13 protein-coding genes are annotated in these 13,328 nt (G+C 66.4%); 11 read left to right on the top strand and 2 right to left on the bottom strand.

All coding sequences use genetic code 11. The annotated features are described in order from the left end of the window. Positions 1-215 precede the first annotated feature (215 nt). A complete protein-coding gene (locus ACUXVE_RS18330) occupies positions 216-1,142 on the bottom strand; it encodes a phosphoribosylaminoimidazolesuccinocarboxamide synthase (protein WP_032976644.1) in 927 nt (308 codons plus the stop codon). Positions 1,143-1,286: 144 nt separating this feature from the next. Between ACUXVE_RS18330 and ACUXVE_RS18335 the strand changes: the two genes are divergently transcribed. The 4 genes from ACUXVE_RS18335 (at position 1,287) to yegS (ending at position 4,087) form a co-directional block, all read left to right on the top strand. Beyond that, positions 1,287-1,616: a J domain-containing protein gene (locus ACUXVE_RS18335; RefSeq protein ID WP_025874605.1), complete on the top strand. Its 330-nt coding sequence runs from the start codon at positions 1,287-1,289 to the stop codon at positions 1,614-1,616. Between the two features lie 57 nt (positions 1,617-1,673). Further along, positions 1,674-2,348, top strand: coding sequence for a ribulose-phosphate 3-epimerase (gene rpe / locus ACUXVE_RS18340; protein ID WP_025874606.1), 675 nt, complete (start codon positions 1,674-1,676; stop codon positions 2,346-2,348). A gap of 57 nt (positions 2,349-2,405) precedes the next feature. After that, complete coding sequence (locus tag ACUXVE_RS18345; RefSeq protein WP_445514916.1) at positions 2,406-2,888, top strand: GNAT family N-acetyltransferase; 483 nt, start codon at positions 2,406-2,408, stop codon at positions 2,886-2,888. A 266-nt stretch (positions 2,889-3,154) separates the two neighbouring features. Next, positions 3,155-4,087 (top strand): lipid kinase YegS, encoded by a 933-nt coding sequence (gene yegS / locus ACUXVE_RS18350; RefSeq protein ID WP_222388246.1) that lies wholly within the window; start codon positions 3,155-3,157, stop codon positions 4,085-4,087. 8 nt (positions 4,088-4,095) lie between these two features. On the opposite strand, the gene ACUXVE_RS18355 is transcribed toward yegS, so the two are convergent. Continuing rightward, a complete protein-coding gene (locus ACUXVE_RS18355; RefSeq protein WP_445514917.1) occupies positions 4,096-4,962 on the bottom strand; it encodes an ankyrin repeat domain-containing protein in 867 nt (288 codons plus the stop codon). 107 nt (positions 4,963-5,069) lie between these two features. On the opposite strand from ACUXVE_RS18355, the gene ACUXVE_RS18360 reads away from it, so the two are divergent. The 7 genes from ACUXVE_RS18360 to ACUXVE_RS18390 all read left to right on the top strand — a co-directional run bounded on the left by ACUXVE_RS18360 (position 5,070) and on the right by ACUXVE_RS18390 (position 13,185). Beyond that, complete coding sequence (locus ACUXVE_RS18360) at positions 5,070-7,451, top strand: XVIPCD domain-containing protein (RefSeq protein WP_445514918.1); 2,382 nt, start codon at positions 5,070-5,072, stop codon at positions 7,449-7,451. Between the two features lie 176 nt (positions 7,452-7,627). Then, positions 7,628-9,118 carry an anthranilate synthase component I gene (gene trpE, locus ACUXVE_RS18365; RefSeq protein ID WP_093818189.1) on the top strand — a complete coding sequence of 497 codons (1,491 nt, stop codon included), beginning with the start codon at positions 7,628-7,630 and terminating at the stop codon, positions 9,116-9,118. Positions 9,119-9,185: 67 nt separating this feature from the next. Continuing rightward, entirely contained in the window at positions 9,186-9,965 is a 780-nt protein-coding gene (locus tag ACUXVE_RS18370) for an SIMPL domain-containing protein (RefSeq protein WP_222388250.1), read from the top strand. Between the two features lie 2 nt (positions 9,966-9,967). Beyond that, the gene (locus ACUXVE_RS18375) at positions 9,968-10,555 is read left to right on the top strand and encodes an anthranilate synthase component II (protein ID WP_025874614.1); all 588 of its coding nucleotides are present in this window, start codon (positions 9,968-9,970) and stop codon (positions 10,553-10,555) included. 16 nt (positions 10,556-10,571) lie between these two features. Further along, complete coding sequence (trpD, locus tag ACUXVE_RS18380; RefSeq protein WP_025874615.1) at positions 10,572-11,603, top strand: anthranilate phosphoribosyltransferase; 1,032 nt, start codon at positions 10,572-10,574, stop codon at positions 11,601-11,603. 74 nt (positions 11,604-11,677) lie between these two features. Then, the gene (gene trpC, locus ACUXVE_RS18385) at positions 11,678-12,472 is read left to right on the top strand and encodes an indole-3-glycerol phosphate synthase TrpC (RefSeq protein ID WP_025874616.1); all 795 of its coding nucleotides are present in this window, start codon (positions 11,678-11,680) and stop codon (positions 12,470-12,472) included. Then, entirely contained in the window at positions 12,469-13,185 is a 717-nt protein-coding gene (locus ACUXVE_RS18390) for a haloacid dehalogenase-like hydrolase (RefSeq protein ID WP_025874617.1), read from the top strand. The genes trpC and ACUXVE_RS18390 overlap by 4 nt, the downstream gene beginning before the upstream one ends. Positions 13,186-13,328 lie beyond the last annotated feature (143 nt).

The raw sequence follows: 13,328 nt of genomic DNA on the forward strand, positions 1-13,328 counted from the left end.
GGTTGCCGGCCAGCGGCCGGCACTACCAACCGGCAGTAGAGCCAGGCCATGCCCGGCTGCAGGTTCGCCGGGGTTGCTGGCCAGCGGCCGGCACTACCAACCGCCAGCAGAGCCAGGCCATGCCTGGCTGCAGGTTCGCGGAGATTGCCGGCCAGCGGCCGGCACTACCGCATTCAGAACGCCCCCGCCACGCGGGCCGGGGGGGCGCAGGGGAATCAGTCGACGCTGATCCCGGCCAGGCGCTGCAGCGCTTCGGCGTACTTGGCGCGGGTGCGCTCGATGATCTCCGCCGGGATGCTCGGGCCCGGGGCGGTCTTGCCCCAGTCCAGCGTCTCCAGGTAGTCACGCACGAACTGCTTGTCGTAGCTCGGCGGGCTGGTGCCCACTTCGTACTCGTCGGCAGGCCAGTAGCGCGAGGAATCCGGCGTCAGCATCTCGTCCATGATGTACAGGCGACCGTCGGCGTCGGTACCGAACTCGAACTTGGTGTCGGCCAGGATGATGCCGTGCTCGCGTGCGTAATCGGCCGCGAACTTGTAGATGCGCAGCGTCGCGTCGCGCACCCGCTCGGCCATTTCCGCACCGACCGTCTTCACCATCGCGTCGAAGTCGATGTTCTCGTCATGGTCGCCAACGGCGGCCTTGGTCGAGGGGGTGAAGATCGGCTCGGGCAGCTGCTCGGCCTGGCGCAGGCCATCGGGCAGCTCGATGCCGCTGACCTTGCCGGTGCGCTGGTAGTCCTTCCAGCCGCTGCCGATCAGGTAGCCGCGGGCGATGGCTTCCACCGGTACCGGCTTCAGCTTGCGGGTGACCACCGCGCGCTTGGCGTACAGGGCCGCGTCCACGCCCTCGGGCAGCACGCTGGCCACATCGATGCCGGTCAGGTGGTTGGGCATCAGGTGCGCGGTCTTGGCGAACCAGAAGTTGGACACCTGGCAGAGCATCTCGCCCTTGCCCGGGATCGGGTCGGGCAGGACCACATCGAACGCCGACAGGCGATCGGTGGCGACCATCAAGAGGTAGTCCCCCGGTGGGGTACCGGCCGGCAGTCGCTCGCGCGGGATATCGAACACATCACGCACCTTGCCGCGGTGGCGCAAGGGCAGGCCGGGGAGATCGGATTGCAACAGCGTGGTTGGCACGGGCACTCCTGGGGCTTCGTCGAGACGGCTGCCCAGGGGACCCGGCGGGCCCGCAACTGGTCAGCGGGCGGCCTAGTGTAAAGCGGTCCGGGCCCGCTGTGACGTAAAATGAGCGTCCATTTCGTCGGCCGACCCCGGAGCGCCATGCGCTGGTACGGAAAACTGCTCGGATTCATCGCCGGCGCCCTGCTGTTCCGGCCCAATCCGCTGTTCGGCGCGGTGGTCGGCCTGTTGCTGGGGCATGCCTTCGACAGCGACTGGTTCCGCCTGAACAAGGAGAACCCGTACCGCGAGCTGGGGCTGACCTCCGAGGCCACCGATGCCGAGGTCGAGCGCGCCTACCGCAAGCTGATCTCCCAGTACCACCCCGACAAGCTGGGCGGCGCCGCCCCCGAGCTGCAGCAGCAGGCCGAGCAGAAGTCGCGGCGCATCAACGCCGCCTACGACCGCATCAAGACCCTGCGCAAGCGCTGACCCCATTGCCCCGCCTGCGGGCGGGAAACCCCTTTCCCCGTTCCGAAGGCCCCGGCCATGTCCAACTGCCTCATCGCTCCTTCCATCCTCTCGGCCAACTTCGCCCGCCTGGGCGAGGAAGTCGACAACGTCCTGGCCGCAGGTGCGGACTGGGTCCATTTCGATGTGATGGACAACCACTACGTGCCCAACCTGACCATCGGCCCGATGGTCTGCCAGGCGCTGCGCAAGCATGGCGTCACCGCGCCGATCGACGTGCACCTGATGGTCGAGCCGGTGGACCGCATCATCCCGGACTTTGCCGAGGCCGGTGCCACCTACATCAGCTTCCACCCGGAGGCCAGCCGCCACGTGCACCGCACCATCCAGCTGATCCGCTCGCTGGGCTGCAAGCCGGGCATCGTGCTCAACCCGGCCACCCCGGTGGACATCCTCGACTGGGTGCTGGACGACCTGGACCTGGTGCTGCTGATGTCGGTCAACCCGGGCTTCGGCGGCCAGGCCTTCATTCCGTCGGCCTTGGACAAGCTGCGCGTGGTGCGCCAGAAGATCGATGCCAGCGGCCGTGACATCCGCCTTGAGATCGATGGTGGCGTGAAGGCCGACAACATCGGCGAGATCGCCGCCGCTGGCGCCGACACGTTCGTCGCCGGCTCGGCCATCTTCAACGCCAAGACCAGCTACCAGGACGTGATCGCGCAGATGCGCGCCAACGTCGCTGCAGCGCGCTGACAAAAAGGGGACGGAGGGGATTAAGCTCGTTCAACTCCCTTCGTTCCCTCTTCGCCCATGGCACTGTTGAACATCCGCCCGGCCACCGTCGCCGACGCCGGCCTGATCCTTCGGTTCATCCGCGAACTGGCGATCTACGAGAAGGCCGAGCAGTCGGTGCAGACCGACGAGATCGGCATCGCCGAAAGCCTGTTCGGCGCCGACGCCACCGCCCGCGCGCTGGTCTGCGAGGCCAACGGTGAAGCCATCGGCTACGCGGTGTATTTCTACAACTATTCCACCTGGCTGGGGCGCAAGGGCATCTACCTGGAAGACCTGTACGTGAGCCCGGAAAAGCGCGGCTCCGGCGCGGGCAAAGCGCTGCTGAAGTACATCGCTCGCCAGGCGGTAGCTGAGGGTTGTGGTCGCTTCGAATGGTCGGTGCTGGACTGGAACACCCCGGCCATCGAGTTCTACACCGCAGCCGGCGCCAGACCGCAGGACGAGTGGACGGTATACCGGTTGCAGGGTCAAGCGTTGCACGATTTCGCCAACGGTTGAGGCGAAGTGCATCCACGCCATGCGTGGCCATGGATAAAAAAAAGCCACGCCAAACGCTGGCGTGGCCTTGCTGCATGCGTGGGAGGCTGATCCTGCCTCCATCCGTCGTCCCTGCTATGGCCTTCCATTCTCCGGGTGGCCGATGACACCTGCATGACATGGCGCACGGGCGAGTCCAGCGCCCTGACCTGAACGGTGGCCGCTGCCTTTCACTGGCCCCGAACGCGCGGTTGCTAGCCTGTGCCGCCCTTCCCTGGAAGCACCGCATGAGCACACCGCGCTGGCGCCTGATCCTCAACGGCAAGTCCGCAGGCAACGATGACCTGCGCGAGGCCGTGGGCCACTGGCGCGAACGCGGCGTGCAGCTGGAAGTGCGGGTGACCTGGGAAGATGGTGATGCCGAGCGCTATGTCGCCGAGGCCATCGACCACGGCGTGGACGTGATCGTGGCGGCCGGCGGCGACGGAACGCTGAGCGCGGTGGCCGAGACGCTGGCCCATCGCGACGAACCGGCTGAGGCGCTGCCTTCGCTGGCGCTGGTGCCGATGGGTACCGCCAACGATTTCGCCACCGCTGCTGGCATTCCGGTGGAGCCGCAGGAGGCCTTCGCGCTGATTGCCGGCGGCCACCCACGCCCGATGGACCTGCTGCGCGTCGATGCCGACGGCAAGCCATGGTGGTGCGCAAACCTCGCCAGCGGTGGCTTCGGTACCCAGGTCACGGTGGAAACCGATGCCGGCTTGAAGAAGATGCTCGGCGGACTGGCCTATGTCATCACCGGCATCGCCAAGCTCGGCCGCATCGAACCCATCACCGCACGCCTGAGCGGGCCGGACTTGCAGTGGGAAGGCGGGTTCATCGCACTGGGCGTCGGCAATGGCCGTCAGGCCGGTGGTGGCCAGCAGCTGTGCCCGCAGGCACTGATCGATGACGGCCTGCTGGATGTCACCGTGGTGCCGGAGCTGGAGGGTGAAGTCGCAGCCACCCTTGGGCAGATGCTGACCGGCGGCAAGGAGGCGGCGCTGGAACGTGTCGCCACGCGCGCGCAGCTGCCGTGGCTGCAGATCGACGCACCGCAGCCGTTGACGTTGAACCTGGACGGCGAACCGGTGCAGGCACGCCGCTTCCGCATCGACTGCGTGGCGGGCAGGGTGCGGATGCATCTGCCGGATGACTGCGTGCTGCTTTCCGGCAGCTGAGACAGGAATCAGAGCAGCGGAATGTCTTCTTCCTTGCTTGGGAATTTGAAGGCCTCGCGCTTCCTGCGGATGTGGTCGGGCATCGGCGGGCGGGGGATGTTGCGCTCAGCCAGCCATTGCTGGCATTTCTTCTGCCACGGCAGGTTGTCGGGTGTGGTGATTTCCCAGTAGATGTCCTCGACCATCTTCTGCCGGCCAGGCTGGCTGGACCCTTCCGGCTTTGCAATCGCTGGATCAGCACCATGTTCCAGCAGCCAGTATGCGTAGTCGAAGCCGCCTCGCGTCGTGTACCAGCTCAGGACCGTGTCATCGCCCAGGCTTTTCAGGCTGGACTCATTGATGTTCGCTCCGTTTTCCACCAGGACCTGCACATTTTTCCACTGATTTCCGCTGAGGAAGGCCTGCAGAAGCAACGTTTCGTTGTTGACGTTTCGCGTATTGGGGTTTCCGCCGTGTTTCAGCAGAAGCTCCAGGTAGCGCGGGTCATCCATCTTGGCCGCGTAGACCATCGCGTTGTCGAACCTGATCAGTTCTCCATTCATCTGCTTTGACTCGCGCGCATTGGGGTCTGCGCCGGCCTCCAACAATGCCCTGAGCCCTTCGATGTTGCGGGCTCGCAGGGGCCACGCGATCAACGGAATGCCATCTCGATTGGAGAATGTTTTATCCGGATCGATCTTTTCATCCTTGATAAGGCGCTGGATGGATTCGACGTCGCCATGCTCGGCGGCAATGGCGAGTCGCAATGCCCCGCCGTCAAAGTAGTCGCTGGCCCCGTGTGCGGAGGAGACGGAGCAGCCCGTAGCCAGGAGAAGTGCGACCCATGCCACGCAAATGAGCAGCTTTGTCGTCATGTTGTGAAGAACGACGGACATGGTCTTCCTGTTGAACCGGCGAGGACGTGACATTAGCAAAATGTTCTGATAATCCATAAGTCTCGCGGATCGAGATACGCGGCTTTCATAGTGCAATGGAGTTTGCCATGAGTGGTCCAGACGTTGAGGCGCGCTCGCGCGCCGTCCAGGAACAGAATCTTCTTGTTGAGAAACTGCGTGAAAGTGGGAATGACAAGGAGGCGGATCGTCTCCAAGAGACGTATCACGCTCGTGAAATGTCAGGCCTGGCGGCTGATGTGTATCGAGCCGCGAATCATGAGGGCCAGGCGCCGGTTGGCTGGGCGCGTGCTAGCAGCGATCCAGCCGCACTTCGTGCCGCTGGAATCGATATCTCGAATGACGATCTAAAAGAGTTGCTGCAGCCCAGGTACTCTGGGTTTCGCGCTGAAATCTATCTCCCTGATAAGCGCGTTCTAGGCGAGGATGCGAAGCCCGTCATCGTGTACAAGGGCTCTACGGGGCAAATTGTCGATCCGTCTTCGCCCAGTGGACGGCGCGAATCCGGTGGCGAGGATTTCCTCAACAACGGTCAGCAGGGCATCGGCATGCGCAGCGATTACTACGATCGCGCCATGCGTCTTGCCTCCATCGTCAATCAGGAGCGCCCCGGTGGCTTCGAAATCGCCGGTCACTCCCTCGGTGGCGGCATGGCATCCGCCGCGTCCGCAGTCACCGGCGCACGTGCCACCACGTTCAACGCCGCCGGCCTGCATCCGGCCACCCCGGCGCGTTTCGCCAAGGACAACGGCCTGCCGACCTTCGATACGCAGCAGACCGTGCGTACCTACCAGACCGCCGGTGAAGTGCTGAACGATGTGCAGAACGGCATGCACCGCTTGAGCGAGCAGCAACGTCGTGGCTACGGCGTGCTTGCCAACGAGCTGGGCATGGTGCTGAAGGATCCGGCCATGCAGAAGGTCGTCGGTGAAAAGCTGCGCGAGATGCTGCCCCCGGGGGCGCAGACCTCCGCCGCACAGTTCATCGAACAACTGGCGAGCCAGCCGGGCCAGCAGGCGCTGCGCGATATTCCGCTCGCGGCAGGACGTCTGGAATTGTTGCTTGAGCCCAAGACCCGCGACGCGCAAGGGGCACTCGTCGATCGCCCGCACGTGGCGCCGCCCAGCCAGGTGGCGGAACTGGCGGGGCCGTTGTCCACTGTCCTGCACGCCACGGCCTACGGTATGCGTAGCGGTCGCCTGGCCGGCGAGCAGGTCGAGCGGGCGGGCGCTGCCACTGCCCAGGTGCTGGACAGAACGGGCGATGGCGTCGAGCGTGTGCTGAAGACCGAAGGCATGGTCATCGGCCAGGTGGTGAACATGGGCTCGGCCAGCCTGCAGTTGGGTACCCGGGCGACGAGCACGGTGGTTGCTTCGGGGCGCGAACTGACCGGAAGCATCGAATCCACCCTGCACCGCGTCGAATCGCAGACCCGCTCCCATGGCCTGTCCGCACTGTCGTGGGTCGCTGACCGGGTGGGCGCGGACAACGTCGCCGGCAGGCTTGCCAGGCAGGCCGAAGACGTCCGTGACCACGGCGAGCAACATGCGCAGCATGCGACGAAGCAGGCCCTTGCTGATGCCGCAGGCACGCGCGCGGCGGGCGAGCGCGTGGCCGCCGCCATCAACCACGACGGCCAATGGGTCGCTGGCAAGCTGCAGAACGGGTTCGCCACCGCCGGCGCCCATGTTGACCGCGGCTATGACCTGGTGGCCTCCCATGTGAAGGGCATTACTGCCAAGGCGCCGATCACACTGTCCGCGGTAGGGGGTGCTGCGGTGGGCATCGGGGCTGCCGCTGCGACCCACTTGCCGACCGGCAACCTGGCGTTGGACGCAGCGAAGCTGCACAACCTCGACAAGTCCGGACGCGTCATCCGCGGAATGATGCCGGCCTTCAGTGAGGCGACCGCCCGCCATGGCATGGATCCGACGGTCATCCCCAGCCTGGACTCGGAACTGATCAAGCAGGAGGCCGCCGCCCGGAAACTGGTCGCGCGGCCCCCGCACGTCCAGCCTGCCGCCGAAAGCCGGCAGGCCAGCCGTGCCGGCGAACCCTCGGCGCAGGCGATCGGCATCGACCATCCCTCCCATGCCGGCAACCCCCTGTTTGTGGGTGCCCAGACCGGGGTCCACGCGCTGGACCGCGCCCACAACCGGGTGCCTGACCTGCAGAGCGACCAGCTCGCCGGCGCACTGGCCGTGCAGGCCAGGCGCGAGGGGCTGGAGTCCATTTCCCACGTGGTGCTCAGCGACGACCACAGCCGTGCCTTCGCGGTGGATACGCCCGACCTGAACGCCGCGCACCGTCGACATGCCCACGTCGAAGTGGCGGCGGGCATGGCCCAGCCGTTGAGCGCGAGCACCGCCCAGATGGACGCGATCAATGCCACTCGCGAGCAGGCGCAGGGGGTGTCGCTGGCCCAGCAGCAGGTGCAGGAGACCCAGGAACAGGCGCGGCGGATGGGCTAGGGCGGCGCAAACCGCCCGTCGCCAAAGGGTTTCCCTGCGGCCAAAGCTGCGATACAGTCATTGGGTGTCCAGCCTGACGACCCCGCATACCCTTTCTTCCGCACGCCGTTGGTGGCGATGGTGGCCTGTTGCCGTCGTCCGTCCCCATAACGCTGTGTCCCGGAAGGAAAGTCGTCTTGATCTCGCACGCTCAGTTTCAGCAGCAGGCCGCTGAAGGCCACACCCATATTCCCGTTGTCCGCGAAGTGCTGTCCGACCTGGACACGCCGCTTTCGGTCTATCTGAAGCTCGCCGACGGCCCCAATACCTACCTGTTTGAATCCGTCGAAGGCGGCGAGCGCTTTGGTCGTTACTCGATCATCGGCCTGCCGGCACGTCGCGTGTACGCCTTCCACGGCCACACCCTGACGGTGCGCGAGGACGGCCAGGTGGTGGAAACCCGCGAGGTGGCCGATCCGTTTGCCGAGGTCGAGGCGCTGCGCAGTGCCCACTCGGTGCCGAAGCTGGAAGGCCTGCCGGGCTTCACCGGTGGCCTGGTCGGCTGGTTCGGGTTCGAGTGCATCGGCTACATCGAGCCACGCCTGGCATCGCCGGCCGGCCGCGACGAACTGGGCACTCCGGACATCCTGCTGCTGCACTCCGATGAGCTGGCGGTGTTCGACAACCTGAAGGGCCGGCTGTACCTGATCGTGCACGCCGACCCCCGCCTCGCGGGTGCGTTCGAGCAGGCCCAGACCCGCCTGGATGCGCTGACCGCCAAGCTGCGTGCGCCGGGCGCGGGCTATCCCGCACCGCTCACCAGCGACGTGCTGGACGAGTCCGATTTCATCTCCGGCTTCACCCGCGAAGGCTTCGTCGATGCCGTCCAGCGCAGCAAGGAGTACATCCGTGCCGGCGACATCTTCCAGGTGGTGCTCAGCCAGCGCCTGAGCGTGCCGTTCAAGGCACGGCCGGTGGATGTGTACCGCGCGCTGCGGGGACTGAACCCGTCGCCGTACATGTATTTCCTCGATGTCGGCGATCTGCAGGTGGTCGGCTCGTCGCCGGAAATCCTGGTGCGTCTGCAACATACCCATGAAGGCGTGGGTGAAGTGACCGTGCGCCCGATCGCCGGCACCCGCCCGCGCGGCGCCACGCCGGAACTGGACCAGGCGCTGGAGGCCGAGCTGCTGGCCGATCCGAAGGAACGCGCCGAGCACTTGATGCTGATCGACCTGGGCCGCAACGACGCCGGCCGCGTGTCCAAAGCCGGTACCGTGGCAGTGGGCGAGCAGTTCGTGATCGAACGCTACAGCCACGTCATGCACATCGTCAGCGAAGTGACCGGGCAGCTGCAGCCGGGCCTGAGCTACGCCGACGTGCTGCGTGCCACCTTCCCGGCCGGTACGGTCAGCGGTGCGCCGAAGATCCGCGCGCTGGAAGTGATCCGCGAACTGGAACCGATCAAGCGCAATGTCTACGCCGGCAGCATCGGCTACATCGGCTGGCACGGCGATGCCGATACCGCGATTGCGATCCGCACCGCCGTGATCAAGGACGGCCGCCTGTACGTGCAGGCCGGCGCCGGCATCGTCTACGACTCGGACCCGGACAAGGAGTGGGACGAGACGATGAACAAGGGCCGCGCGCTGTTCCGTGCCGTCGCCCAGGCCGCCAAGGGCCTGTGAGTTTCCCCGTGCTGTGGCCTGCGCCGCAGCACCCCTCGCTGTTTCCATTCAAGACAAGGAGTACCGCATGAAGCTGCTGAGCGCATTGCTGTGGTCGTCGTTGCTGGCCACGATGGCCCCGTCTGCCTGGGCGCAGGCAAACACCATTCCCTCGCAGCCGCACCTGCTGGTGAAGGGGCATGGCACCCGCACGGTGATGCCGGACCGGTTCGGCCTGCAGTTGAACATCGAAGAAACCGACATGGACGCCGATGCGGCGCGCCGCCGCGTGCAGGACAACGTCGCCCGCGTGCTGGCGCTGTTCAAGCAGCACAAAGCGGTGGACGGCAGCGTGCGCGCGGACAACCTGCGCATCGGCCCAGCGACGCGCTATGAGCAGAACCGTCAGGTCTTCATCGGTACCCGCGTGTCGCGCCAGCTGCGCGCCAGCTTTGCCAGCGTGAAGGCGATGCAGGATGTGCTGGGCGCGCTGAAGGCCAACGAGAACGTACAGGTCAGCAGCCTGGCCCCGACGTACTCGGGCGAGGTGGCGCTGCGCCGTGAACTCAAGGGCGAGGCCGCAGCCAAGACCCGCGAGTCCGCGCAGGGCCTGGCCAAAGCCTACGGCACCCAGCTGCGCGGTCTGTACAGCATTTCCGATGTGGCGCCGAACTTCGCCTACGGCATCCAGGCAGGCAGCTGGCCCAGCAGCGGCGATCTGGTGACGCCGCCTTCGCCGCCCTCGCCCGAGGCGCCGATGAACAGCATCGAGACCACGGGCTCGCGCCTGCCCGAATCCATCGAAGCCGGCCCCATCACCTACACCGAAAACGTGTACGCCATTTTCCTGATAAGCGACGGAACCTGACCATGTTGTGGATGATCGACAACTACGACAGCTTCACCTACAACCTCGTGCAGTACCTGCAGACGCTGGGTGCCGAAGTGAAGGTGGTGCGCAACGATGCGATGAGCGTGGACGAGATCGCCGCGCAGAAGCCCGAACGCATCGTCATCTCACCCGGCCCGTGCACGCCCAACGAAGCGGGCGTGTCGCTGGAGCTGATCCGGCGCCTGGGCCCGACCACGCCGATCCTCGGCGTGTGCCTGGGCCACCAGGGTATCGGCCAGGTCTACGGCGGCACGGTCATCCGTGCCGGCAACATCATGCACGGCAAGACCTCGCCGATCCGCCATGAAGGCAAGGGCGTGTTCGCCGGCCTGCCGGACGGTTACCAGGCCACCCGCTACCACTCGCTGGTGGTGGACAAGAACAGCCTGCCCGACGCGCTGGAAGTGACCGCGTGGACCGAAAACGAGGATGGCTCGATCGAAGAGATCATGGGCCTGCGCCACCGCCAGTTCCCGGTGGAGGGCGTGCAGTTCCATCCCGAATCGATCCTCACCGAGCATGGTCACGCGCTGCTGCGCAATTTCCTGCAGCGCCCGGCTGCCTGATCCAAGGAGTATTCCGATGAGCTTCTCCCCCCAGGAAGCCCTGCAACGCACCATCGAACACCGCGAGATCTTCTTCGACGAAATGGTCGACCTGATGCGGCAGATCATGCGCGGCGATGTCTCGCCGATGATGACCGCCGCCATCCTCACCGGCCTGCGCGTGAAGAAGGAAACCATCGACGAGATCGCCGCCGCGGCGACGGTGATGCGCGAATTCGCGCTGGCCGTGCCGGTTGCCGATACCACCCACCTGGTCGACATCGTCGGCACCGGTGGCGATGGCTCGCATACCTTCAACATCTCCACCTGCGCGATGTTCGTTGCTGCTGCCGCCGGCGCGCGCGTGGCCAAGCATGGCAACCGCAGCGTGTCGTCCAAGTCCGGCAGTGCCGATGCGGTCGAGGCATTGGGCGCAGCGATCGAGCTGCAGCCGGCGCAGGTGGCGGCGGCCATCGAACAGACCGGCATCGGTTTCATGTTCGCGCCGATCCACCATCCGTCGATGAAGGTGGTGGCGCCGGTGCGTCGCGAGATGGGCGTGCGCACCATCTTCAACATCCTCGGGCCGCTGACCAACCCGGCCAGCGCACCGTCGGTGCTGATGGGCGTGTTCCATCCCGACCTGGTGGGCATCCAGGCGCGCGTGCTGCGCGAGCTGGGTACCGAGCGCGCCATGGTGGTCTGGGGCCGCGACAACATGGACGAGATCTCGCTGGGCGCCGGCACCCTGGTGGGTGAGCTGCGCGACGGCAAGGTGCGCGAGTACGAGATCCATCCGGAAGACTTCGGCATCGCCATGTCGGCCAGCCGCAACCTGCGCGTGGACGGCCCGGAGCAATCCATTGCCATGCTGCGCGCGGTGCTCGACAACGAGCCGGGTCCGGCGCTGGACATCGTCGCCCTGAATGCGGGCGCAGCGTTGTACGTGGCGGGTGTAGCCAGCGATATCGGCGACGGCCTGGCCCGTGCCCGCGCGGTCATCGCCGACGGCAGCGCCCGTGCCCGCCTGCAGCAGTATGTCGATACCACCCGCGCGCTGGTTGCCTGAGCGCGCGGTTCAGCCTGACCCACCCGATGGCCGATAATGGTCGTCCTCACCGCCCCAGCACCGACCCGACGACGATGAGCGATATCCTGCAGACGATCCTGGCCCGCAAGGCCGAAGAAGTAGCCCAGCGCCGCGCCCAGCGGCCGCTTGAGGAGCTGCAGGCCGCGCTGGCCGATGCGCCACCGGTGCGCGGTTTCGTGCGCGCGCTGCAGGCCGCGGTAGCCAATGGCGATCCGGCGGTGATTGCCGAGGTGAAGAAGGCCAGCCCGTCCAAGGGCGTGATCCGCCCGGACTTCCGCCCGGCCGACATCGCGGTCAGCTATGAGTTCGGCGGCGCCAGCTGCCTGTCGGTGCTGACCGACGTGGATTTCTTCCAGGGGGCCGACGTCTACCTGCAGCAGGCCCGCGACGCCTGCACGCTTCCGGTGCTGCGCAAGGACTTCGTGATCGACGCCTATCAGGTGGTCGAGGCCCGAGTGCTCGGCGCCGACTGCATCCTGTTGATCGTCGCCGCGCTGGACGATACGCAGCTGGCCACGCTGTCCGAACTGGCGATGTCGCTGGGCATGGACGTGCTGGTGGAAGTGCATGACATCGACGAACTGGAGCGTGCGCTGCAGGTGCCGGCGCCGATGATCGGCATCAACAACCGCAACCTGCGCACCTTCGAGGTGTCGCTGCAGACCACGCTGGACATGCGCCTGGCCGTGCCACGCGACCGCCTGCTGGTTACCGAGAGTGGCATTCTCGGCCCGCAGGACGTGGCGTTGATGCGCGATGCCGGCATCCATGCGTTCCTGGTCGGCGAGGCCTTCATGCGCGTGGAAGAGCCGGGCGAGGGTCTGCGTCAGCTATTCTTCGCAGCATGAAAACGCACTATCCAACGCCGCGCGAGGATGCGCCGCTGGTGGTCTTCGACTTCGACCACACCCTGTATGACGGCGATTCGGGCACCCACCTGTTCGCCTCGCTGATCAAGCGCAACCCGCTGCGGATGCTGGCGGCGCTGCTGGTCACCCCGATCGCCGGGCCGATGGTGGCGATGCTGCCGACCCGCCGTGCCGGTATCTCGGTCTATGTCTGGATCGGCAGTTTCGGGCTGCACCGCGCGCGTGAGTTCAACAAGGTGATCGACGCCTACGTGCTGCGCAACGAGGCGCAGATGCGCGCCAAGCTGTTGCCGCAGGCGCTGGAGGTGTTCGCCGCGCATCGTGCCAAGGGCGACCGCGTGGTGGTGGCCACCGGTGCGCCGCCGGAGCTGGCCCGCGCGATCCTGGCCTTTGTCGCTCACCAGGACGTGCCGGTGATCGGCACCGAAGTGGGGCCGCGTCTGGGCGGGGTGGGGCCGACCCGCCACTGCCACAACGAAGAGAAGATGCGCATGCTGCGCGAGCGCGGCTACGGCGACATCGACATCGCCTATTCCGACAGCACCGCCGATCTCCCGCTGCTGCTGGCGGCGAAAGCGCCGGTGGTGGTCAACCCGAAGCCGGCCAAGGTGGAATTCTTCCGCCGCGTGCTGCCGGCCGGCACCCGCATCCTCAACTGGGGCTGCGTGGACCGTGGCGGCGACAAGGCGTAATCAACCCCGCCTGCCCGCCGGGCGGGGACCCGGTAGTGCCGGCCGCTGGCCGGCAACCTGGCACGCGTTTCCGGAGTTCATGGGGTTGCCGGCCAGCGGCCGGCACTACCGGATCCCTCGCGGGTAGCGCCGGGCCACGCCCG

This window comes from Stenotrophomonas sp. 3(2025) (assembly GCF_052665395.1).